Below are 23,754 nucleotides of genomic sequence, written 5' to 3' on the forward strand. Positions count from 1 at the left end.
TCTCAACCCTAACGCCTACTCGGAGGCGTCGGTCTCCTCCGGCTCGTCGGCGTTGCGGGCGATCGCGATGACGGTGGTGCCCTCGTCGAGGTTCATCAGACGCACACCCTTGGTCTGGCGCCCTGCCTTGCGGACCTGCTTGGCCGCGGTGCGGATGACACCGCCGCCCGAGGTGATTGCGTACAGCTCCGAGTCGTCGTCGACGATGAGCGCGCCGATGAGTTCACCGCGCCGGCGATCGTGGGCGATGGTGAGCACGCCCTTGCCGCCGCGACCCTGGACCGGGTAGTCGTCCATGCCGGTGCGCTTGGCGTAGCCACCCGATGTCGCGACGAGCAGGTAGGTGTCATCGCGGACCACGTTGAGCGACAACAGGGTGTCGTCGGCGTTGAATCGCATGCCCTGCACACCCGAGGTCTGCCGGCCCATCGGCCGCAGGGTCTCGTCGTCGGCGTGGAACCGGATGGACTGGCCCTTCTGCGAGACGAGCAGCAGATCGTCGTCGGAGGAGCACAGCTGCGCGCCGACCAGTTCGTCCTCGCCGCGCAGGTTGATCGCGGCGATACCGCCGGAGCGGTTGGAGTCGAAGTCGACGAGCTTGGACTTCTTCACCAGGCCGTTGCGGGTGGCGAGCACCAGGTACGGCGCGTCCTCGTAGGTCTTGAGCTGGATGACCTGCGCGATGCGCTCCTCCGGCTGGAAGGCCAGGAGGTTGGCGACGTGCTGGCCGCGCGCGGTGCGGTTGGCCTCGGGCAGTTCGTAGGCCTTCGCCCGGTAGACCCGACCCTTGGTGGTGAAGAACAGGATCCAGTCGTGGGTCGAGCAGACGAAGAAGTGCTTGACGATGTCGTCCTGCTTGAGACCCGCACCCTGAACACCCTTGCCGCCGCGACGCTGGCTGCGGTAGAGGTCGGTCTTGGTCCGCTTGGCGTAGCCGGTCTCGGTGATCGTGACGACGACGTCCTCGCGGGCGATCAGATCCTCGTCGCTGACGTCGCCGTCGGCCGCGATGATCTTGGTACGACGCTCGTCGCCGTACTTCTCGACGACCTCCTTGAGCTCGTCGCGCACGATGGCGCGCTGACGCTCCGGCTTGTCCAGGATGTCCTTGTAATCGGCGATCTCGAGCTCGATCTCGGCGAGTTCGTCGACGATCTTCTGGCGTTCCAACGCCGACAGGCGGCGCAGCTGCATCGCCAGGATGGCGTCGGCCTGGATCTCGTCGATGTCGAGCAGCTCGATGAGGCCCGTGCGCGCGGTGTCGGTGTTGGCCGACCGGCGGATCAATGCGATCACTTCGTCAAGTGCGTCAAGGGCTTTCACCAGACCGCGCAGGATGTGCGCGCGTTCCTCGGCCTTGCGCAACCGGTACCGGGTGCGGCGCACGATGACGTCGATCTGATGCGCCACGTAGTAGCGGATCATCTGGTCGAGACGCAGGGTGCGGGGTACGCCATCGACGATGGACAGCATGTTGGCGCCGAAACTGGTCTGCAGCTGGCTGTGCTTGTACAGGTTGTTCAGCACGACCTTCGCGACCGCGTCGCGACGCAGCGTGACGACGATGCGCATGCCGACGCGGTCCGAGGACTGGTCCTCGATCCGGCTGATGCCCTTGAGCTTTCCTTCGTTGACCTGCTCGGCGATCGACTGGATCAGGTTGTCCGGGTTGACCTGGTAGGGCAACTCGGTGACCACCAGCGTGGTGGTTCCCTTGTTCTCCTCGATGTCGACGACGCTGCGCATACGGATGCTGCCGCGGCCGGTGGTGTAGGCGTCCTTGATCCCCTGGCTGCCGACGATCAGTCCGGCCGTGGGGAAGTCGGGTCCCTTGATGCATTCCATGCAGGCGGCGAGAGTAGTCTCGTCGTCGGCATCGTGGTGTTCGAGAGCCCAGAACACCGCGTCGGCAACCTCGTTGAGGTTGTGCGGCGGCATGTTGGTGGCCATACCGACGGCGATACCGCCGGATCCGTTGATCAGCAGGTTCGGGATGCGCGACGGCAGAACCGTCGGCTCCTGGGTCTTCCCGTCGTAGTTCGGCGTGAAATCGACTGTCTCCTCACCGATGTCACGCAGCATCTCCATGGCCAGCGGTGTCAGTCGGGCCTCGGTGTAACGCATGGCGGCCGCGCCGTCGTTGCCGCGGGAACCGAAGTTGCCCTGGCCGTCGATGAGCGGGTACCGCATCGACCACGGCTGCGCGAGACGCACCAGGGCGTCGTAGATCGCGGTGTCACCGTGCGGATGGTAGTTACCCATCGTCTCCGCAACGGGTTTCGCCGACTTGACGTAGCTGCGGTCGGGGCGGAAACCGGCGTCGAAGGATGCATACAGAAGGCGGCGATGCACCGGCTTCAGGCCGTCGCGCACCTCGGGGAGCGCACGGCCCACGATCACGCTCATCGCGTAATCGATGTAGCTCTTCTGCATCTCCTGGCCGAGATCGACAGGTTCGATGCGGTCGCCTTCACCGCCGGCGGGCGGCAGGGTGGTGTCAGTCATTGTGGATTCTTTCTCCGATCACTGCGAATTCCGTCGATCCGTGATCAGACATCAAGGAAGCGAACGTCTTTCGCGTTACGGGCGATGAAGCTTCGACGAGCGGCGACGTCCTCACCCATGAGGATGGAGAACAGTTCGTCGGCCGCCGCGGCGTCGTCGAGCGTCACCTGGCGCAGGACACGCACCGCCGGATCCATGGTGGTCTCCCACAGCTCCTTGGCGTTCATCTCACCGAGACCCTTGTAGCGCTGGATGCCGTCGTCGGTGTTGATCTTCTTGCCGGCCGCGCGACCCGCCTCGAGCAGACCGTCGCGCTCGCGGTCGGAGTAGGCGAACTCCGGAGCGGACTTCTGCCACTTCAGCTTGTACAGCGGCGGCTGCGCCAGGAACACGTGACCGTGCTCGATGAGCGGGCGCATGAAGCGGAACAACAGCGTGAGCAGCAGCGTCGAGATGTGCTGACCGTCGACATCGGCGTCGGCCATCAGCACGATCTTGTGATACCGCAGCTTGGCGATGTCGAACTCGTCGTGGATGCCGGTGCCGAAGGCGGTGATGATCGACTGGACCTCGGCGTTCTTGAGGACGCGGTCGATACGGGCCTTCTCGACGTTGATGATCTTGCCGCGCAACGGGAGGATCGCCTGGTACATCGAGTCGCGACCGGACTTGGCGCTGCCGCCGGCCGAGTCGCCCTCCACGATGTAGACCTCACACTTGGTGGGGTCGTTGCTGCGGCAGTCGGCGAGCTTGCCGGGGAGACCACCGATGTCGGTTGCGGTCTTGCGGCGCACCATCTCTCGCGCACGACGCGCGGCCATGCGCGCCTGTGCGGAGTCGGCGGCCTTCTTGACGATGATCTTGGCCTCGGCGGGATTCGCCTCGAACCAGTGACCGAGATGCTCGTTGCAGGTGCGCTGGACGAAGCCCTTGATCTCGGTGTTGCCGAGCTTGGTCTTCGTCTGGCCCTCGAACTGCGGATCGGAGACCTTGGCCGAGATCACCGCGGCGAGACCCTCGCGGATGTCGTCGCCGGTGAGCTTGCCGTCCTTCTCCTTGATGAGCTTCTTCTCGAGGGCGTACTTGTTGACCGTGCTGGTCAACGCCGCACGGAAACCCTCTTCGTGCGTGCCGCCCTCGTGGGTGTTGATCGTGTTGGCGAAGGTGTGCACCGACTCCGAGTAGCCAGCGTTCCACTGCATCGCGATCTCGACCTCGTGGCCCTCGCCCTTGGCGCTGAACCCGATGACGGTGTTGTGGATCGACTGCTTGGTGCGGTTGAGGTGCTTGATGTAGTCGACGAGCCCGTCCGGGTAGTGATAGGTCCGGGTCTTCGGCTTCGTCGCGGCCGCAGCCTTCTCGGTCTCCGTCTGGACGGCCTCGGCGACTTCGGTCACTGATGCCTCGTCGTCACCGTTGGCATCGCCCGGCGCCTCGACTGCCTGGGGACGCTGATCGGTCAGCGTGATGGTCAGGCCCTTGTTGAGGAAGGCCATCTCCTGCAGACGACGCGCCACGGTCTCGGCATTGAACCGGGTGGTCTCGGTGAAGATCTCCGGGTCCGGCCAGAACCGCACCGTCGTACCGGTCTTGCGCGTCGCGTCACCCTTCTCCAGGGGACCGGGCTTGGCGTAGGTGTAGGTCTGCTCCCAGTGGAAGCCGTCGTTCTCGATCTCGAGCTCGACCTTGGTCGACAGCGCGTTGACGACCGAGATGCCGACGCCGTGCAGACCGCCCGACACCGCGTAGGCGTCGGAGTCGAACTTGCCGCCGGCGTGCAGCTGGGTCATTACGACCTCGACGGTGGGGACGCCGGTCCGGTGCATACCGGTCGGGATGCCACGACCGTCATCGACGACCTGGACGCCGCCATCCTCGAGGAGGGTCACGTCGACGCGGCTCGCGAAGCCGGCCATCGCCTCGTCGACCGAGTTGTCGACGACCTCCCAGATCAGGTGATGCAGGCCGCGTTCACCGGTGGAACCGATGTACATGCCGGGCCGTTTGCGGACGGCTTCCAGACCTTCGAGGATGTTGATCGAGTCGGCGCCGTACTCCGACGGCTTCTTCTTGCTCTTCTTGGGTCCGGTGTCGTTGGTGTCGGCCACGAGGTGCGTCCGCTCCTGTTCTGCTCATCGGCGGATCCCAGGAACCCGGGATCCGTCGTCGATCTACTCGACCAGGGGGCGGGCAGTCGATGCGCACACAGGTATGCCCGGGACTTCCCGGGTTGCCTGAAGGCGGCGTTCGTTCTGCCGTTCGGTGGTCCCCTGTCGGGACAACACCTCACAGTGTACTGCCTGACTTGCCCAGGAACGTGCATCCGGGGCCGCTAACAGGCCCTCAGATCGATTTTTTTGGGATCAGCCCGGTTCGATCGTGGCTTGGGGAGGAAAATCCGCTCACGGGGCGCATCGACTAGTAATGTGCGAACGAGTCTGCTAAGCCCGGCCTAGCCGTACGTGTCCCGCGGGCCCCTCCCCCGCACATGACGTTCGCCCTTACGCCACGACGGCCCCTTGGGTCCGCTGATGCGCAGGGACTTCACCACGCCGTCGCCGACGGCCGCCGCGATCTTCGCCAGGATCTGCGACTGCACGTACCGCAACTGCGTCGCCCACGCCGTGGACTCGGCCTGGACGTGAAGTACGTTGTCCCGCAACTCGATCGGCTTGGCATGCGCGGCGATGTCGGCACCGACGATGTTGTCCCACATCCCGAACAGGGTGCCTTCGCCGATCTTCTCCTGCCAGCCGCGGTCCTTCGCCAGACCGCCGACGAGGCGCCCGAAGGGCTGCGGATCCCGGGCATCGGGACCCGACCCCGACCATCGCTTCCGTGTCTGCGCACCCCGCGGTGTGCGTCGTACCGGCGACGCGCGACCGCGTCCCACCGACTTCCCGGCCGCGCGCGCCGCGGCGCGCGCCTCCTCGAGAGCCTTGCGGGCACGTTCATATCCGCCGAGTTCGCCCGGTTCGAGCGGTCGGTTCGACGGTTCTCCCACCGCGTCGCGCTGCGACGGGTGTGCTTCGTCACTCATCGGAGACCCCGCTCACCGGTTCCTCGACATTTCCGGGTCGCGGATCCGATTCGTCTCCGACGACCATGGACCGACGACCGTCCGAGTCCTCGACGACGTCGACGAAGATCCGCCGGCCACCGATCTCGCCCGGGATGTCGTCGGCGACGGCCGCGGTGATCAGCAACTGCTCGGCGCCGGCGGTGAACTCCACCAGTTTCTCCCGACGTTTGGCGTCGAGTTCGGCAAAGACATCGTCGAGCATGATGACCGGTTCGATCCCCTCGGCGCGCGTCAGCTCGACGGATCCGAGTCGCAACGCCAGTGCCAGCGACCACGATTCGCCATGTGACGCAAAGCCTTTCGCGACGTCCGTGCCGAGGACGATGTCGATGTCGTCGCGGTGCGGACCGACCAGGCACATACCGCGCTCGATCTCCTTGTCGCGCAGCTCGCGCAGGCGGGCGCCCAGGATCTCGCTGATCGCCTCAGCCGTCGCCGTCTCGAAGTCGACGCCGCCGGCGGGCCGGTACCGCAGGGTCGCGGGGCGGGAGTGGGGTGCGATCGAGGCGTAGGACCGGGTGAAATGTGGTTCCAGTTCGCCGAGGACCTGCAGTCGCGCGGCGATGACCTGACCGCCCAGATCGGCGAGCTGACCATCCCACACATCGAGGGTGCTGATGACCGACTCGGCCTGGTCGCCGCCACGTCGCAACGCGGCAGCCGCCGTCTTGAGCAACGCCGACCGCTGGCGCAGCACCCGGTCGTAGTCGGCGCGGGCCGCCACCCATCGGGGACCACGCTGGGCGACGAGTTCGTCGATGAAACGTCGGCGATCGCTGGGATCCCCGCGGACGAGCGAGAGATCCTCCGGAGCAAAGAGTACGGTCCGCAGGATCCCGAGAAGGTCACGGGATCGCCGGGCTGGACTGCGGTTGATCGACGCCTTGTTGGCACCTTCGGCATTGATCCGCAGTTCCGCGGTCAGCTCCCGGCCCTCGTTCTCGACCGTGGCGGTGACCAGCGCCGACGCGGATCCGGAATGAACCAGCGGCGCATCGGAACTCACCCGGTGCGACCGCAGGGTCGCCAGGTAGAACAGCGCCTCGAGCAGGTTGGTCTTGCCGAAGCCGTTCCGGCCGGTGAAGACGGTCGGGCCGGGCCGCAGATCGAGGTCGACGGCCTGCCACGAGCGGAAATCCCTCAGGTGCAGCTCACGAACGAACACAGTCGGTTGCGGTGATCGGCTGGGTGCGCGGCGCGGGTCAGCCCGGCAGGCGGACCGGCATCAGCAGGTAGCTGAACGCACTCTCGGGGGCGACGAAGGCGCCGGACTCGTCGGCGACCGGATCCTCGCCGCTGGCCGGACGCAGGACCGCCGGACGGCTCGGGGTGGTGAAACCGAAGTCGACGCTGTCGGCGTTGATCGCCGAGAGGCCGTCTTGCAAGTAGCCAGGGTTGAAGGCGATGGTCAGCGGCTCGCCGTGGAACGACACGGGCAGCTCTTCCTCGGCCTTGCCCGCCTCGTCACCACCGGCGGTGAGGAGCACGGATCCCTCGGTGAACTCCATCCGGACCTGCGCACCGCGCTCGGCGACCAGCGCGACACGACGGATCGCCTCGATCAGCGGGGCGCTGTCGATGGTGGCGACCGCGGTGTGGCTGGCCGGCAGCAACTGGCGGAACTTCGGGAACTCCGCGTCGAGCAGCCGGGTGGTGGTCTTCTTGGTCTCGCCGAGGATGCCCAGGATGCCGTCGGATCCGATGGCCGCACCGCTACCGAAGGCCAGCGAGACGACGCCGGTGCCTTCCGAGCCCGCGGTCTTGGCGCTCTCCGAGAGTGTCTTGGCCGGGACCAGGACCGCACCCTTGGTGTCGGGGTCCGAAGGCTCCCACTGCAACTCGCGCACGGCGAGGCGGAAACGGTCGGTGGCGGCGAGAACCACGGAGTTGCCCTCGATCTCCACGCGCACGCCGGTCAGCATCGGCAGGGTGTCGTCCTTGCCGGCCGCGATGGCGACCTGCGAGATCGCCTCGGCGAACAGCTGCGACGGGATCGTGCCGGTGATGGCCGGGACGTCGGGCAGCTGCGGGTAGTCCTCGACCGGCATCGTCGGCAGGGAGAACTTGGCGCTACCGCAGGTGATCGCGACGCGCGCGCCGTCGAGGGTCACGTCGACGGGCTTGTTGGGCAGGGCCTTGGTGATGTCGGCCAGGAGTCGACCGGAGACCAGCACCTGGCCGGGCTCGGCGACCTCGGCACCCAGGTTCTCCTGGGCCGAGACCTCGTAGTCGAATCCCGACACGGTCAGACCGGTCTCGCCGACGTTGAGCACCACACAGCCCAGAACCGGTACCGGCGGACGAGAGGGCAGGCTTCGAGCGACCCAGGCGACGGAATCAGCGAACTCGTCACGTGCGACACGGAACTTCATGCTGGGAGATTGCCCTTCTCTCTCGTGCGGATCGTCGGCATGCCGGAGCCGAAACGACGGCATGGTCGATCACGTCCCACATCCGGGAATCCCACTGTAGAACGCCACCGCCCATGCCGGGATGGTTGGGGCCAAGTCAGTCCATCCGGGAGGCCGGGCCCGCAGGGCCCGCGGATGGGTGTTTGTGCACAGTCCTTCTTACAAAAGATTTCTCTTTAGAGAGGGATCCATCTCAGTAATAGGAACTGTGGAATCTGTGGACAACTGTCACATCGGGCCAGTCGGACGGGGTGCGCGGGTGTGCATGACCGGTGGAGCGTCGTTGAGCGGAATCCCAAGAGTTTGTGGACAAAACTTGTTGTTCGCGCGGCGTCCACCGTCGGTGCACAGGTCTTGCCCTGTTATCCCACGCCGGTCCACAGCCTCCGGAGACAAAAATTGTCATTCGGAGATGGCCGATCCGAGTGTGCGAGAACACAGAAGATCGACGCGTCAGTCTCGACCCGGGGAACAGAGTTGTGGTTCGGGCGGGTCGGATCCGACGGGATACGACGCCACCCTCACTCTTCGTTCGGGGCGCTGCGCCGCCCCTCGTTCTCCGTTGCGGGCGCCGCGACACCTTTCACAGCTGCCTGTTTCGGTCGGCGCGACGCCTTTTACACGCTGCCTGAGGTGCGAGGAGCGCAGCGACGAGCCACGAAGGCCTGGTGAGACGACGCCGCCGACGCTAGCCCCTCCAGGAGCACCCAGATCGACCCCTGACACACGAAACGCGCCTCCCGTGCGGGGCACGAGAGGCGCGTGGAGGTAGAGGAGAAGGACTGTCAGCCCACCGCACGCTGCTTGATGCGGGCGGTCAGCTCCTGGACGTGGTCGTACACCTTGCGGCGCTCGGCCATCTCCTTGCGGATCTTGCGTTCGGCGTACATGACCGTGGTGTGGTCGCGGTCGAATGTCTCGCCGATCTTCGGCAGCGACAGGTCGGTCAGCTCGCGGCACAGGTACATCGAGATCTGACGTGCCTGGGCGATGGACCGGGTTTTACCGGGTCCGCGCAGCTCCTCGACCGAGATGTCGAAATACTCGGCGGTGATCGCGAGGATGCTGGCGGCGCTGACCTCGAGGGTGCCCGAGTTGGGCAGCAGTGCCTGCAGGACGACGTCGGCGAGCGACTTGTCGAGCGCTGCGTCGTTGAGTGAGGCGAACGCCGTAACGCGGATCAGCGCACCCTCGAGCTCGCGGATGTTGCGTTCGATCTTCGACGCGATCAGCTCGAGGACGTCGTCGGGCACCGCGATGTTGTCCATCTGCGCCTTTTTGCGCAGGATGGCGATGCGGGTTTCCAGGTCGGGCGGCTGGACGTCGGTGATCAGACCCCACTCGAACCGCGTGCGGAGTCGATCTTCAAGTGTGGCAAGCTGTTTCGGCGGACGATCGGACGAGATGACGATCTGCTTGCTCGCATTGTGGAGGGTGTTGAAGGTGTGGAAGAACTCTTCCTGGATACCTTCTTTACCCACCAGGAACTGGATGTCGTCGACCAGCAGCACGTCGACATCGCGGTAGCGGCGCTTGAACGCCACCCGCCGGTCGTCACGCAGCGAGTTGATGAAGTCGTTGGTGAATTCCTCGGTCGAGACGTACTTGACGCGCATCCCGGGGAACAGCCGTTGGGCGTAGTGTCCGGCCGCATGGAGCAGGTGGGTCTTGCCCAGTCCCGACTCTCCCCAGATGAACAGCGGGTTGTACGCCCGTGCCGGAGCCTCGGACACCGCGACGGCCGACGCGTGCGCGAAGCGATTCGACGCACCGATGACGAAAGTGTCAAAGGTGTACTTGGGGTTCAGGTTTGCGCCCGACGGCGACGGCGTGCTCGTCGGCCGCTCGGCGAAATAGGAGGCCCAGTCGCCCGACGGTCGTCCGGTGTCGCCACCGGGCACCGCTCCGGCACCCGGGGCCGCCGGGAATCCGGCACCGATCGCCGCACCCGGGACCGCGGAGTAGTCGACCGGTGCCGAGCCGTTGACCAGGCGTGGTTCGGGCGCGGCCGGCTCCGGCACTGGTTCGTCGTTGCGGGGTGTCTGGATGCGGACGCCGAGGTCCACGGGCTCGTTGAGGTGACGGCTCAGAACGGATCGGATCGTCTCGCGCAGATTGCGCTCGATCTGTTCCTGGACCAGAGCGGTCGGCACGGTGAGGAGGGCGAATCCCTCGGTGAGGGTGAGGGGTCGAACCAGTGACAGCCACGCCTTCTGCTGGCGGGTCAGTGGTTCGTGGTCACGTGCGGCTTCGTCGTCGTTGAGTTCGGCGACGACCTGTTGCCACACCTCACCGAATGTGTCGCGGTCTGAAGTCACGGGGCTGGCCTCCTGACCCGGAAAACTACCAGCGTTGACGCGGGCCGGGGCACCCCACGTCATCGACCGCATCTCTCCACAGAGTTATCCACACCTGTGTACAACGGTGATGACGAACTTGGGACTTTGGTCGGTAACCTCGGATCCCGGCGACACTTCGTTCGTGTCCGGCAGGGGTTCGCGGCCGACGCTCTGACAGAACCTAACAGAGGTGTCGGCGGGCGACAAAGCGATCGGGACAATTGACTCGTTCGAACTGATTGTCGTCATCCGCGTGCTCCAGAACACACCTGGTGAGAGACTGTTCTGCTGCCCCGACGACCGCGTTTGATTTGAGCGCGCGCTGTCAGTAGTCTCGACTGGTCATCCAGGTTGCGGATTTGCGCGGCGTTTTGTCATGTTCGCCGAGTTCATCACCGACAAGAGTTCGGCACCGTCCTGGATCAACGACCAACGACAACATGTGGGTCACGTGCGGGTAACCGGCGTGCTCACAGGGAGCACAAGGAGTCACCGTGGCCAAGGGCAAGCGTACTTTCCAGCCGAACAACCGTCGTCGTTCGCGCGTGCACGGCTTCCGTCTGCGTATGCGGACCCGCGCCGGCCGTGCGATCGTCAGCAGCCGTCGTAACAAGGGCCGCGCGAAGCTCACCGCCTGATCGTCGGCTACCCACCGGATCCCCGGGTCCGGTCAGCTGATCGATGACTGCGTCTTCTCATCGGATCTCTCGTGGATCCGACTTCTCACGCACCCTGAAGTCCGGTGCGCGGGTGAATGCTCGTGACTTCGTCGTACACCTGGCACCGGTCGGCCCACAGTGGCCGGATCCGGCCGGGTTGCGGCGCGACGTCGCCATGACAGGTGGACCCTGGCTCGGTCTCGTCGTGAGCAAGTCGGTGGGCAACGCCGTGGTCCGCCATGCCGTCGCACGACGGCTGCGGGCCGCGTTCGCGGCGACCAGGCATCTCTGTCCGGCCGTCGAGACATACGTGGTGATCCGCGCTCGGCGCGGCGCCGCGGACAGGACCAGTGAAGAACTGGCGGATCAACTCCGGGCAGCCTTCACCAGCCGGCGGGTCGTCGAAATGGCGTCCACCGCAGGCACACCGATCGGGGCGGGTGTCGGACGATGATCGACTCCGAGCTGGATGACCGTGGATCGGCCCCCTCCCCCACCCCGTCATCGTCGACTCCGGACATTCGGACCGACTCGCCCGCGGATGCGGACGATCAGCTCACCGTCATCACTCGGATGCGCCGCGGAGCCCACCTGCTCCCCCGCCGCACGGTCATCTTTCTCATCGAGCTCTACCGCACCTGGGTCTCGCCGCTGCGGCTGCCCACGTGCCGGTTCGAACCGACCTGCTCGGGTTATGCAGTGGAAGCCCTCTCTCGTCACGGCTTCTTGTACGGCTCCCTGCTGGCGACGGTCCGGCTCCTCAAATGCGGTCCGTGGCACAAGCCCGGATACGACCCGGTCCCGGATAGAGGTCCCCGCGAACTGTGGAGCGATCTCTGCTGCCGGGTCCGTGAACTCTCCGGCGGGCCGCGGGCCCACGATGACCGGACCCATCAGCCACCATCCCGGCGGAACGATTCCACCTAGAGAACAACAAGTAAGGGGTACCTGACCCGTGCTCGACTTCATCTACTACCCGGTCTCCGGGATCATGTGGGTGTGGCATTGGCTCTTCAGCTACGTCACGCCCAGCAGTCCCGGTGGCGACGGCATCGCCTGGGCACTGTCCGTGGTGTTCCTCGTCTTCACCCTGCGCGCGATTCTCTACAAGCCCTTCGTGAAGCAGATCCGCACCACGAAGAAGATGCAGGAGATCAACCCGCAGCTTCAGGCGATCCGGAAGAAGTACGCCAAGGACCGGGTCAAGATGACCGAGGAGATGCAGAAGCTGCAGAAGGAGCACGGGTTCAACCCGATGCTCGGCTGCCTGCCGATGCTGCTGCAGATCCCGGTGTTCATCGGTCTGTTCCACGTGCTGCGTTCGTTCAACCGCATGGGTACCGGCATGGGACAGCTCGGCATGAGTGCCGCCGAGACCCGGTCGCAGGGCAACTACGTCTTCAGCGCCGACCAGGTGCAGAACTTCCTCGACGCCCGTCTGTTCGGTGTGCCCCTGTCGTCCTACCTCGTCGAGCCGGTCACCGAGTTCCAGGCCTTCGTCGAGCCCGGCGCCCCCATCGATTTCACCCGTGTCCAGATCGGTTATGTCATCGTCCCGATGATGATCATCGCCTCGATCGCGACGCACATGAACTCGCGCGCATCGGTGCAGCGTCAGCCCGAGGCCGCCCTCGAGAACCCGCAGACCCGGATGATGAACAACCTCGCGCTGTACATCTTCCCGATCGGCATCCTGATCACCGGTCCGTTCTTCCCCGTCGCGATCCTCCTCTACTGGATGAGCAACAACATCTGGACCTACGGCCAGCAGCATCTGGTGTTCGGCAAGATCGCCAAGGAAGAGGAAGAGGCCAAGCGCCTCAAGCAGGAGAAGCTGAAGGCGAACGCCCCCAAGCCCGGTGCGCGTCCGGACCGCCAGAAGAAGCGCAACGCATCTGCTGATGCCTCCGGGGACGCGGACACGACGGCTGTGTCGATGACCAAGGCGGGTGCAGCCGACGAAGCGGGTACGACGTCTGACTCCTCCTCCGGCGAAACCACCGACTCCGCGCCGAGTGCGAAGCCGAAGCCGGGACAGAAGCCGACGCGCTCAGGCGCCGGCGCCGGTCCGGGTTCCAAGAAGCAACCCCCCAACCGGGGCGGGAAGTCCACCGCCAAGAGCGGTAAGAAACGCGGCAAGCGATGACCGCACAAGACTTGTTCGAAGCACACAGTTAGGTGAATGAGATGACAGCAGAGACTGCAACTCAAACCGGAACCGGGACCGAGGCACAGGACGACGCCAAGGCCACGACCGATGCCCAGACCGACACCGCCGAGTCCACGGGAGCGGACGCCGCTGCCGACACCGACGTCACCGAGGAGTCCGCCGAGGAGTCCGCCGAGGATTTTGACGACGATCAGGACGATGACGAGGACGATGAGGATCGCCTCGTCGAAGAGGGTGAGATCGCGGGCGACTACCTCGAGCAGCTGCTCGACGTTCTCGACTTCGACGGCGACATCGATCTGGATGTCGACGGTGACCGTGCCGTCGTCAGCATCGACGGGGGCGACGACCTGACGAAGCTCGTCGGCCGCAAGGGTGAGGTTCTCGACGCCCTGCAGGAGCTGACCCGCCTCGCGGTCCAGCAGGCGACCGGCGAGCGCAGCCGGCTGATGCTCGACATCGCCCGGTGGCGTGCCGACCGTCGTGACCGCCTGGCCCGTCTCGGTCGCGAGGTCGCCGAGCGTGTGCTCAAGTCGGGCGAGCGTGAAGCGCTCGATCCGATGACCCCGTTCGAGCGTAAGATCGTTCACGATGCGGTCGCCGCCGTCGACGGTGTCGTCAGCGAGAGCGAGGGCGCCGAGCCCAAGCGCCGGGTGGTGGTCCTCCCCGAGTAGGACTCGCCCGAACCTGAAGCCCACTCAGGCCCCGACCGACGGTCGGGGCCTGAGTCGTTTTCAGGGCTCCCCTCCCCTGCCGTTCTGGTGCCGACGTCTCGGTGTCCCGGCTCCGCGCGGGAATCACAACGGTGTTGTTTCACGTGAAACCGGACGGGGTCGGAGTGTGTACGCACTCGACTCTGAACGCCTAACTCGTGGTGGCTCGAGTAATGATCCGCGACGGGGACGGTTGGCAAGTGCGAAGCCCGCCGGCGGACGGGGTGCCGAGACGTCGAACTGACCGTTCCGGGGCTTTAAAGACAGCGAATTTTCAGGACCTGAGTCATCGGTGCTGATTCGTCACGTGTCGATTCATTCCGATCCGGTCCCCGGTTGCCGGGTAGCGCTGCTTATCCCCGCCCCGGGTTTCGCGTGCTGGGCATAACACTCGGGTCCCCTGCTGTCGGAGGGCCATGCCCTGGGCGGCGTGCTCGGGGGAATACCGCGCGTGGTTGTGTGTCCGGCTGCTGACGCCAGGACAGAATGATCCCCCCGGCCTGAAGCCACCGCAGTCGTCTCACCCAACTCTTGTCCGACGCTGATATCGCAGACGTGGCAATTGTCGGCAATTGCCGGCGTCCTACCGTGGCGGTTCGAAGCGTCACGGCCGTCGGCGAGCTGTCGATACGAGCCTCGTCGGACGCGCATCATCTCGAGCGAGACCGGAACTGCGGGTTCACCCGACTTGAAGTCAGTAGCCGACCCTCGCGTCCACGGAACCGGATCGTCGATCACCTCCGATGGTGAACCCCCGCGGTTAGAGCTACAGCCGCCAGACGTCGCGCATGGTGTCGGACACCGACACGCTTCGCGACACCTGCGTGCGCACTGGCGCGGTTCCACGTGAAACCGCGCCGACTCTGTATCAAGTGGCCCGCGGCCAACTCAGGCGGCCTTGGTTTGACTCTGGATCGCTGGGGCGCCCGGCGACAGGAGCACCTGCGGGTCGAAGAAGTCCGCTTGCAGATGCGCCGACCCTCAAGACCGGTGTCTGCCGTCGCAGCGAAGGTGAAGCTGTCGGTCGGTCCGGACGCGGAGAGGTACGTACGCGACGCTTCCTGAAACCTGGCCCCGCTCCCCTCCCCCACCGGAATGGGTTCACGTCGCCGATAAGAGAAACACCCGGCGTGCTCGGGTGTTCGCACAGTCATGGCGCACGGACCGGGTCGAGTCTGACGTCGTCGCGGTTGTCGGAGGCGCGGCGCGGCGGGTAACGGTACGGTCTGTGGCTCGGCCGATCGGAGGCGCCTACGCTCACGCAAAAAGAGCCGCGATGACCCCGGACCGGAATGACATGGTGTCGTTTCACGTGAAACCGTGCGCCCTCCTATCGCTGAACCTGACCCGGCAGCATCGCCCGGTCCCATATGAAGCCGTCGCAACCGGTGCTTCGGCGAACCAGGCGTTTGTTACGCGGTCGTCGAATCGAACTGCCCTACGTCGGACCCGCGCTCACTGGCAGGGACCCCTTCGCTTTCGCCGACGTGTAGACCGGCTCGCTCGCTCCGGGATGATCCTCAGTCTGCGCGAAGGACGCCGCTACCCTCCCGTCGAGCCGGGTGCACGCCGCTCAGTGACCCGTCTGTGCGTTCAGCCGTCAGCCATATCAGGCGAACCCACGATCGTCGTCGGGGCTGGGGCACCTGGCGGTAGTCGAAGGGGGCCGTTGCTGCGCCACCACGATATGCCGGGTACTACTAAGCAGTGCGTGGTCTGAGCCGGCCAGTAGGGATAGCAGCGTACTGACTGGGCGACCTCGTGGGCGAGAACCTGGCGTCACAGCACCCGCGCGGGAGCGGTCCTCGATTTCGCTTTGGTTCACCGCGGTCCGACTAGTGGCCGTATGGGGATCGGCAGTTCCCGCCCATCGATCGGGTCCTCGTGTCGGGGGTCAGATCAGCCACCGCAGACGTCACACGAACCGACCGGCACCCTGCCATTCTCCGAGGGGAAACCTTCTGGGATCGGTTGGCTTCGGGCGGCGTTCGGGGGAACCGATGGCAAATAACAACGATGTGGTTTCACGTGAAACATGGGCCGTGGCGGTGATGTGTACCGACCGTCAGTCCCGCCCGGTTCCACGTGAAACACTGTCATAGGACCAACTAGAAACGGAGGCCAAGTGTCGTCAGACGCTCAACCCGATGACCATCCCGACCTTGACGCATTGCAGACCCCGCCGGCTTCGGCAGACGCGGTCTTCGGCGAACGTAAGGAACTGGCGAAGGGTTACTGGCGAATACTGGCCACCGATGGGATCGACCACGGCCTGATGGGACCCCGCGAGGTGCCACGGTTGTGGGATCGCCACATCCTCAACTGCGCGGTGATCGGGGAACTGATCAAGGAGGACGAGACGGTGTTCGACGTCGGGAGCGGCGCGGGTCTCCCCGGGCTACCGCTCGCGATCGCGCGCCCAGATGTGTCCATCACCCTGATCGAACCGCTGCTCCGGCGCAGCACCTTCCTCGAGCGAGCGGTGGAGACACTCGGTCTCGAGAACGTGCGGGTTGTTCGCGGCCGTGCGGAGGAGAAGGCGGTCCGCGCCGATGTCGGCCTCGCGGACGTGGTCACCTCACGGGCCGTTGCGCCGCTCGAGCGACTTTCCAAGTGGTCCGCTCCCCTGGTTCGCGGGGGCGGTCGGATGATCGCGATCAAGGGATCCTCGGCAGCCGAAGAGATCGAGCGGGATCGCGCGGTGGTCGGGCGGACCGGAATCAGCGACCTCCGCGTCGTCACGTGTGGGGCGGTTCTCGAGACTCCGACGACGGTCGTCGTAGGGACGAAGGCGGAGCGCGCGGCCAAGAAACAGCGACGGCGATGAGTACCGACTCGGTCGTTCGAGCCGGTGCGGCGGATCCCGCCGATGGTGTCACACAGAGGGAGTTCTGAATTGGTATGGAGTCCGCGTAAGGCGCAGAATAGAAAGCGATCTGGCAGCGCGTCTCGGCGCGCTGCCGTCGACGATTCTGCATCTGTCGGAGCCGGGGCGACGCCCGCCGGACCCGACAACTCGAACGCCTACCAGGTAGGTCAAAGGAGTGCCCGCGTGGTCGATCAAGACCCGAACGTTTCACGTGAAACGCCAGCCGCTGGAGCCCCGCCCGTCGCGGGCGAACCATACGCCGACACCCCGATCGCCATGGCTGCGGAGCGCGCCAGCCAAGTCCTGACCCCGGGGGGTGCCGGCCAACTCCCCCGTCCCCAGCACACCAGGATCATGACCGTTGCGAACCAGAAGGGTGGCGTCGGTAAGACCACCACCGCGGTGAACCTGGCAGCCGGTCTCGCTGTCCGTGGACTGCGCGTACTTGTCGTGGATCTCGACCCCCAGGGCAACGCGAGCACCGCCCTGGGCATCGACCATCGGGCCGAGGACATCGCTTCCGTCTACGAACTGCTCCTCGGCGAGGTGACTCTCAAGGAGGCCATCCAGGAGTCGCCGAGCCAGCAGGGACTCTTCTGTGTGCCGGCGACACTCGATCTGGCCGGTGCCGAGATCGAGCTCGTGTCCCTGGTGGCTCGTGAGAACAGGCTTCGCAACGCGCTCTCCGACGAGGTGCTGGCCGAATATCAGATCGACTACGTCTTCATCGACTGCCCACCGTCGCTCGGCCTGCTGACCGTCAACGCGATGGTCGCCGCCCGCGAGGTCCTCATCCCGATCCAGTGCGAGTACTACGCACTCGAGGGTGTGGGGCAGCTCCTGAGAAACATCGAGCTCGTCCAAGCGCACCTCAACCGTGGGCTGCACGTGTCGACGATCGTCCTCACGATGTACGACGGTCGGACCAAGCTGGCCGATCAGGTGGCTGAGGAAGTCCGCCGCCACTTCGGCGACAAGGTACTCGGCACGATCATCCCCCGCAGCGTGAAGGTGTCCGAGGCACCCGGTTACGGGATGACGATCATCGAATACGACCCGGGTTCACGTGGGGCGATGAGTTACCTCGACGCGGCGCGCGAGCTCGCTCTCCGCGGTGCAGCAGAAGACGCTCAGGCATGACGACACAGATCCGTTTCCGAGTGGAGGTAGAGGCATGAGTCAACGGGACACCGCGCAGCGCCGAGGCGGACTGGGTCGTGGACTGGCCGCACTCATCCCGACCGGTCCCACCGAGGATCAGTCGAACGCTCCTCGACTGGGCAACGCAGCGGCCGACGTTGTCATCGGCAAAGGCCCTTCGCCCGTGGTCGACGGCCGGCCCTCCTACCCCGTCGATGCCTCGACGGTTGACGTGTTGAGCCGCGAAGAGGCCGGTGCCGTCTACCGGGAGATCCCGCCCAAGCAGATCCAACCGAACCCCAACCAGCCGCGAACGGTCTTCGACGACGAGCAGATGTCCGAGCTCGTCCACTCGATCCGCGAGTTCGGATTGATGCAACCGATCGTCGTACGGCGCCTGAAGGAGCCGACGGCTGACGGTGTCGCCTACCAGATCGTCATGGGTGAGCGCCGCTGGCGAGCGAGCCAGGAGGTCGGCCTCGAGGCCATTCCGGCCATTGTTCGTGAGACCGCCGACGGCGACATGCTGCGTGACGCACTGCTCGAGAACATCCACCGCGCACAACTGAATCCGTTGGAGGAGGCGGCCGCCTACCAACAGCTTCTCGAAGAGTTCGGTGTCACCCACGAGCAGCTGGCCGCTAGGCTCGGCCGCTCACGTCCGCTCATCAGCAACATGATCCGGTTGCTCAAGCTACCGATCCCGGTGCAGCGTCGGGTGGCGGCGGGTGTCCTGTCCGCCGGTCATGCACGCGCCCTCCTCTCCCTGGAGACCGGGAGCGATGCGCAGGAGGCTCTCGCCGCACGGATCGTCGCCGAGGGACTGTCTGTTCGCGCGACCGAGGAAGCTGTGACGCTCGCCAACCGCGGCGATGGGCCTGAGGCGAAGCCGGCGGCGCCGAAGCGTAAACCGATGCAGATGCCTGGACTCCAGGACCTCGCCGAGAGACTGTCCGACAGCCTGGACACCAGGGTTACAGTCAGTCTAGGGAAGCGGAAAGGGAAGATCGTGGTGGAATTCGGATCGGTTGACGACCTGGAACGTATCGTTCAGTTCATCGACCCGAACAAGTGAATTTCACCGCGGATTTCTCGGTACCAGCGGATGCGGAAGTAATGTCACAGTGACGATTGACGGATCAGGCACGGACCTGGACTCCGAGATGGGTTGTAACCCAACACTTTTCGTCGATTCACGTCTTCGGCTCGGAGATCGGTGACATGAGCGTGTCGATCGTGCGGTTGGAACTCGGATCTTTCGAGTCACTCCCCCATCACACCCGCCGATGTGTCTTCTGGGAGGTCGAACCAACCACCAACGGCCAGGCCTACGAGAGCGAGTTCGACAAGGAGGCCTGGATCTCGGGGCTGCTACTCGAGTGGGGTGCGTGCGGACAGGTCGCCATCGACTCGACAACCAATTCCGTCATCGGTACGGCGTTCTACGCACCACCGAACAGGGTGCCCCGTTCGCAGCACTTCCCCACTTCCCCGGTCAGTCACGACGCCGTCCTACTCACCAGTATCCGCACCGAGCCGGGACATGAGGAAGTGGCGACGATCTTGCTCGACGCGGTGCTCGGTGATCTGATCCGCCGCGGCGTCCGCGCAGTGGAGGCTTTCGGTCTCGTTCGAAACGGTGCCGGCGGTGCCGAGTTCGGCGGATCGATCGGTGCTACACCGTCCATGTCCGAGCAGCCGGGTGAAGCCGTCACGGGTGTAGGTCTCCCCGACCTCGACTTCTGGACGGACGAGGCGATCATCGAAGTCGCGCGAGAGATCCTGGAGGACTCGCAGGCGGATCTGTGCACCTCGTGCATGATCGACGCGTCGTTCCTCAAGAACTCCGGCTTCGACGTCGTCTCTTCGCATCAGCGGTTCCCGCGGTTCCGTCTGGAGCTCGACGAAGGGCTCGGCTGGAAGTTCGAGGTCGAGAGCGCACTGGAAAAGCTCGTGGTGATGGCCGAGATCGATCTCACCGGACGGCAGCGAACAGCTGTCCCGGTGGGATCGGGTGCGGGTCGCGTCAGTGCGAAGCGTTCTCCGCGGCCAGAAGGTCCGCGAAAGTGTAAGTGCCCGTAGGACGATCGTCCTGGTCGAGCAGGTACAGCCGCTTCACCGCGACCAGGATGGCGTCGGCGATGACATTACGCCAATCCGAACTACCCAGCACCGCAGCATCATCCGGATTGGTGATGTAACCGACGTCGATGAGGGCAACCGGCATCCTCGTGAGCCGCAGGACATCCCAGGTGCGCTCATGGGTTCGACAATCGGCAAGCGGTGTGCGAGCGGCGATCTCGCGCTGGATGAACCCGGCGAGATTGCGGCCGATCGTCGAGAAAGAGTTCTGGTTGTTGCCGAAGTAGAACGAGGCGACGCCGTTGGCCTGTGCATTGTGGTAATGACCGCAACGCAGCGAGATCATCAGGTCGGCATCCATGAGGTTTGCGACCCGGGCACGTTCGTTGTCTCCCGGCCGGCCGCGACCGTCGTGGGACAGGAAGGTCTGCATCCCGGCAGCGGCCATGCGTCCCTCGAGACGCGCACCCAGATCCCAGAGCAGATCGGATTCGCGTTCGGCGAGCTCCCCGGTCGACAACGGGTGCAGCCCGCCGGAACCCGGATCGATGAGGATCCGCTTGCCCGACAGCTGCGGGCCGGAGCGTCGGACCTGCTCCTCCTGCCGGATCGCGTAGGGCGAACCACCGGTTACACGGGTACCGAGACGTTCGAGAGAGCGGAGAGTTGCCGGGCCGCAGATTCCGTCGGAGGCCAGACCGTATTCACTCTGGTACAGACAGACCGCGTTGTGGGTGTTGAGCCCGAAGATGCCGTCGACAAGAGAGGTGTAGTAGCCGAGGTTCTGGAGGCGGTGCTGCAGAGTTGCGACGTCGTCGCCGACCATGGGCGCCGACAGCTGGTACGAGAGCACACGTGCGCCGAGACGGTAGGAGGCCTCTCGGAGGACCCGGTAGGTCGCGGGGCCGACGATCCCGTCGACGATCAGACCGCGCTGCTGCTGGAACGCCCGAATTGCCCGGTCACAGGCTTCGTCGAAGACGGGGTCACCACCGTCGGGCAACAGACCGAGCCCGACCAGGATGGCGCGGATCTCGGCCACCGCCGAGCCGTGATCCCCAAGTCGGAACAATGGCATGTCGTCACCCCTCGTACGAATCGCGGCAGGGTGACGCCCTGCCGGCGATATCTGGCGGACCGCGTGACTGCGGTACCGGTCAGCATCAGCCTGCATTCTCTCAGCTGAAGTTCACTACACCAAACTGGAACAGCTCCAGTGGCGTCGTTGCCGGTTCGTGTCCCTCATGGTCGGGGACCCGGGCCGACACTACCAACGACGAGAGCCCGCGGGCCGACGACAACGTCGTTCACCCGTCGGACTCTCGTCGCGGATCAGAAGAAACTGCAGGTCAGGCCGACTGGCCGATCACCGAATCGAGTTCGCGGAGCAGAGCCGCCTTGCCCTTGGCCCCGACGATCGTCTTCACCGGCTGACCCTTGTCGAACAGGATCATGGTCGGGATCGACATGATCTGGAAGTCACGCGCGGTGGCCGGGCTCTCATCGACATCCAGCTTGGCGATGGTGAGCTTGTCGCCGTTGTCGCGGGCGATCTCCTCGAGCACCGGGGCGACCATGCGGCACGGGCCGCACCAGGTGGCCCAGAAGTCGACCAGGACCGGCTTGTCGGCACCGAGAACGGTGTCCTTGAAGGTGGTGTCGTTGACGACGACCGTGTTTGCACCCATGGTGATGTCCTCCTCAGATGGACTCAAAGAATGAGATTGGGATGGAAAGCTCGGTCAGGCGGGTGCCTGAACAGCTTCGATCTCGGCGACCGACTCGGCGTCGACGGTGTGCGCGGGCGCCTCACCCTGTTCGGCGAGCCAGCGCTCCGCGTCGATGGCCGCCGAGCAGCCGCTGCCGGCTGCGGTGATGGCCTGGCGGTAGGTGTGATCGACCAGGTCGCCACAGGCGAAGACGCCGGGCAGCGAGGTGTAGGTGGTCCGATCCTTCACGAGGACATAGCCCTCGTCGTCGAGGTCGACCTGTCCGCGGACCAGTTCGCTGCGCGGATCGTGACCGATCGCGACGAACATGCCGGTGACATCGAGGTTGCTGACCTCACCGTTGCGGGTGTCCTCGATCTCGAGGCCACTCACCGACCCGTCGCCGATGACCGAACGGACGGCGGCGTTGGTCACGAAGCGGATCTTGTCGTTGTTGCGGGCGCGCTCGAGCATGATCTTCGAGGCGCGGAACTCGTCGCGGCGGTGAACCAGCGTGACGGTGCGGGCGAACTTCGTGAGGAAGGTCGCCTCCTCCATCGCCGAGTCGCCGCCGCCGATGACGGCGATGTCCTGGTCCTTGAAGAAGAAGCCGTCGCAGGTCGCGCATGCGGAGACACCGCGACCGAGGAGCTCCTGCTCTCCCTGGACACCGAGGTATCGCGCTGCGGCGCCCATCGCGAGGATGACAGCGCGTGCGCGGAACACCTCACCGCCGACCTCGACCTCCTTGACGTCACCCTCGAGGCGGACCGTGTCGACGTCCTCCATGCGCAGGTCGGCGCCGAATCGGATCGCCTGCTCGCGCATCTCGTCCATCAGGGCCGGGCCCTGGATGCCGGTCTGGAAGCCGGGGAAGTTCTCGACCTCGGTGGTCGTCATCAGCGCGCCACCGAATTGGGTGCCCTCGAAGACGATCGGCGCTAGCTCGGCGCGCGCGGCGTAGATCGCCGCGGTGTACCCGGCAGGACCAGATCCGATGATGATCACGTCGTGGATCTGCTGGGTCTCTGGCTGGCTCATCCGTCCTCCGTGCTGTGGGGTATGCGGAATCCCGGAGTTCTCGTCGGGATCACGGCTGCTTCAACACAAGGGTAAGCGCAGATGTTCCCGGTCAAGTCCGCGCGTCCGGCGTGGTGACGCAGGTCTCGGCCCTGGCAGAGGCGATCAGGCGCCGATCGTCCCCCTGGCCAGGAACGCGGGATTGCCGGTGTCGCATTCGAGACCGACGATCAGGGCGTCGAACCGACCGGCGATGCCGGTCGACAGCAGGATGGCGGCGGCGGGGTCACCGTGGAAGGTGATCCGCCCGGAGCCGACGATCACCACCGTCGCGGGGATGAGGTGAGCCGCGGTGCAGCGTCGGAGCGCGGCGACCGATTCGAACGGTGCCCCGTCGGTACGACCGAGGACCGAGAGGGCCGACGCGGAACCAGCCGGGTCCAGGGTCTGGGTCGATCCGGTCTGGGCCCGTATCGGAGATGGGGTGTCGTCGGACGAGGACATCAGTCGAAGCACGCCGATCGAGCCGAGGGCGACCACCGCGATCGCCGCCGCGGCCAGCACCACCGGAAGGATCTTCGACCGACCGGGTCGGTCGGGCCGTGCGGCGAGATCCGCCGGGGAGTCCGCGACGAGACCGGGTCGTGCGGGGCCGGGAGGCGCTGCCGCGCCGGTCGCGGACGATCCCGCCAGTGCGGCCAGTGTGGCCTGGACATCGGCGCGGACATGATCGGGAACCGCATGGGGGGCGGGGGCCGAGGTGCGAAGCTGACTCGTCGTCCGGTCCAGAGCTGCCAGGATCTCCTGCGCGGCAGTGTCATCGGCGATCTGGGCACGAATGTGGGCGGCAGCGCGCTCGGACAGCACTCCGGCGTGAAGATCGGCCAGCGTGTCCGCCGAGTACGGCGGATCGGGCAGATCGCCGGACTCGGTGTCGTCAGGTCCCCGCGGGGTCATGGTGTCAGTCTTCCATTCCGAAGGTCGGGCGTCGGTGTCTCGGTGGTGGCATCTCGCTGGTCGTGGTCCGTTGTCGTCGAATACTTGGACGCACGACG

Annotated in this window: 19 protein-coding genes; 9 read left to right on the forward strand and 10 right to left on the reverse strand. The window is 65.5% G+C overall.

Annotated elements, in window-relative coordinates; all coding sequences use genetic code 11:
• Positions 1–15: 15 nt before the first annotated feature.
• The 6 genes from gyrA to dnaA all read right to left on the reverse strand — a co-directional run bounded on the left by gyrA (position 16) and on the right by dnaA (position 10,316).
• Positions 16–2,505 carry a DNA gyrase subunit A gene (gene gyrA, locus GONAM_RS19475; protein WP_006868465.1) on the reverse strand — a complete coding sequence of 830 codons (2,490 nt, stop codon included), beginning with the start codon at positions 2,503–2,505 and terminating at the stop codon, positions 16–18.
• Between the two features lie 44 nt (positions 2,506–2,549).
• Positions 2,550–4,613 carry a DNA topoisomerase (ATP-hydrolyzing) subunit B gene (gyrB, locus tag GONAM_RS19480; protein ID WP_006868466.1) on the reverse strand — a complete coding sequence of 688 codons (2,064 nt, stop codon included), beginning with the start codon at positions 4,611–4,613 and terminating at the stop codon, positions 2,550–2,552.
• Between the two features lie 344 nt (positions 4,614–4,957).
• A complete protein-coding gene (locus GONAM_RS19485; RefSeq protein ID WP_006868467.1) occupies positions 4,958–5,545 on the reverse strand; it encodes a DUF721 family protein in 588 nt (195 codons plus the stop codon).
• Positions 5,538–6,752 carry a DNA replication/repair protein RecF gene (gene recF / locus GONAM_RS19490; protein WP_006868468.1) on the reverse strand — a complete coding sequence of 405 codons (1,215 nt, stop codon included), beginning with the start codon at positions 6,750–6,752 and terminating at the stop codon, positions 5,538–5,540. Before recF ends, GONAM_RS19485 begins: the two co-directional genes overlap by 8 nt.
• A gap of 37 nt (positions 6,753–6,789) precedes the next feature.
• Positions 6,790–7,959 (reverse strand): DNA polymerase III subunit beta, encoded by a 1,170-nt coding sequence (dnaN, locus tag GONAM_RS19495; RefSeq protein ID WP_006868469.1) that lies wholly within the window; start codon positions 7,957–7,959, stop codon positions 6,790–6,792.
• Between the two features lie 824 nt (positions 7,960–8,783).
• Positions 8,784–10,316 (reverse strand): chromosomal replication initiator protein DnaA, encoded by a 1,533-nt coding sequence (dnaA, locus tag GONAM_RS19500; RefSeq protein WP_006868470.1) that lies wholly within the window; start codon positions 10,314–10,316, stop codon positions 8,784–8,786.
• 515 nt (positions 10,317–10,831) lie between these two features.
• On the opposite strand from dnaA, the gene rpmH reads away from it, so the two are divergent.
• From rpmH to GONAM_RS19545, 9 genes are all read left to right on the forward strand, one after another.
• Positions 10,832–10,975 (forward strand): 50S ribosomal protein L34, encoded by a 144-nt coding sequence (gene rpmH / locus GONAM_RS19505; protein ID WP_005200386.1) that lies wholly within the window; start codon positions 10,832–10,834, stop codon positions 10,973–10,975.
• 43 nt (positions 10,976–11,018) lie between these two features.
• Positions 11,019–11,450: a ribonuclease P protein component gene (gene rnpA / locus GONAM_RS19510; RefSeq protein ID WP_006868471.1), complete on the forward strand. Its 432-nt coding sequence runs from the start codon at positions 11,019–11,021 to the stop codon at positions 11,448–11,450.
• Positions 11,447–11,923, forward strand: coding sequence for a membrane protein insertion efficiency factor YidD (yidD, locus tag GONAM_RS19515; protein WP_006868472.1), 477 nt, complete (start codon positions 11,447–11,449; stop codon positions 11,921–11,923). Before rnpA ends, yidD begins: the two co-directional genes overlap by 4 nt.
• A 28-nt stretch (positions 11,924–11,951) precedes the next feature.
• Positions 11,952–13,142 (forward strand): membrane protein insertase YidC, encoded by a 1,191-nt coding sequence (gene yidC / locus GONAM_RS19520; RefSeq protein WP_006868473.1) that lies wholly within the window; start codon positions 11,952–11,954, stop codon positions 13,140–13,142.
• Between the two features lie 41 nt (positions 13,143–13,183).
• Positions 13,184–13,840: a Jag family protein gene (locus tag GONAM_RS19525; protein ID WP_006868474.1), complete on the forward strand. Its 657-nt coding sequence runs from the start codon at positions 13,184–13,186 to the stop codon at positions 13,838–13,840.
• A 2,164-nt stretch (positions 13,841–16,004) separates the two neighbouring features.
• On the forward strand, positions 16,005–16,706 hold the full coding sequence (gene rsmG / locus GONAM_RS19530; protein ID WP_006868476.1) for a 16S rRNA (guanine(527)-N(7))-methyltransferase RsmG: 702 nt from the start codon (positions 16,005–16,007) through the stop codon (positions 16,704–16,706).
• A 225-nt stretch (positions 16,707–16,931) separates the two neighbouring features.
• A complete protein-coding gene (locus GONAM_RS19535; RefSeq protein ID WP_006868477.1) occupies positions 16,932–17,888 on the forward strand; it encodes a ParA family protein in 957 nt (318 codons plus the stop codon).
• A 34-nt stretch (positions 17,889–17,922) separates the two neighbouring features.
• The gene (locus GONAM_RS19540) at positions 17,923–18,963 is read left to right on the forward strand and encodes a ParB/RepB/Spo0J family partition protein (protein ID WP_006868478.1); all 1,041 of its coding nucleotides are present in this window, start codon (positions 17,923–17,925) and stop codon (positions 18,961–18,963) included.
• Between the two features lie 146 nt (positions 18,964–19,109).
• A complete protein-coding gene (locus GONAM_RS19545; RefSeq protein ID WP_006868479.1) occupies positions 19,110–19,970 on the forward strand; it encodes a hypothetical protein in 861 nt (286 codons plus the stop codon).
• Here GONAM_RS19545 and GONAM_RS19550 read toward each other — a convergent pair.
• The 4 genes from GONAM_RS19550 to GONAM_RS19565 all read right to left on the reverse strand — a co-directional run bounded on the left by GONAM_RS19550 (position 19,915) and on the right by GONAM_RS19565 (position 23,656).
• Positions 19,915–21,048, reverse strand: coding sequence for an N-acetylmuramoyl-L-alanine amidase (locus GONAM_RS19550; protein WP_006868480.1), 1,134 nt, complete (start codon positions 21,046–21,048; stop codon positions 19,915–19,917). The two genes, GONAM_RS19545 and GONAM_RS19550, sit on opposite strands and share 56 nt — an antisense overlap.
• Positions 21,049–21,319: 271 nt before the next feature.
• Entirely contained in the window at positions 21,320–21,658 is a 339-nt protein-coding gene (gene trxA, locus GONAM_RS19555; protein WP_005200681.1) for a thioredoxin, read from the reverse strand.
• Between the two features lie 54 nt (positions 21,659–21,712).
• Positions 21,713–22,720, reverse strand: coding sequence for a thioredoxin-disulfide reductase (trxB, locus tag GONAM_RS19560; RefSeq protein ID WP_006868481.1), 1,008 nt, complete (start codon positions 22,718–22,720; stop codon positions 21,713–21,715).
• A gap of 144 nt (positions 22,721–22,864) precedes the next feature.
• Positions 22,865–23,656 carry an anti-sigma factor family protein gene (locus tag GONAM_RS19565; protein ID WP_006868482.1) on the reverse strand — a complete coding sequence of 264 codons (792 nt, stop codon included), beginning with the start codon at positions 23,654–23,656 and terminating at the stop codon, positions 22,865–22,867.
• Positions 23,657–23,754 lie beyond the last annotated feature (98 nt).

Origin of the sequence: Gordonia namibiensis NBRC 108229 (genome assembly GCF_000298235.1) — a bacterium.
GTDB lineage: Bacteria > Actinomycetota > Actinomycetes > Mycobacteriales > Mycobacteriaceae > Gordonia > Gordonia namibiensis.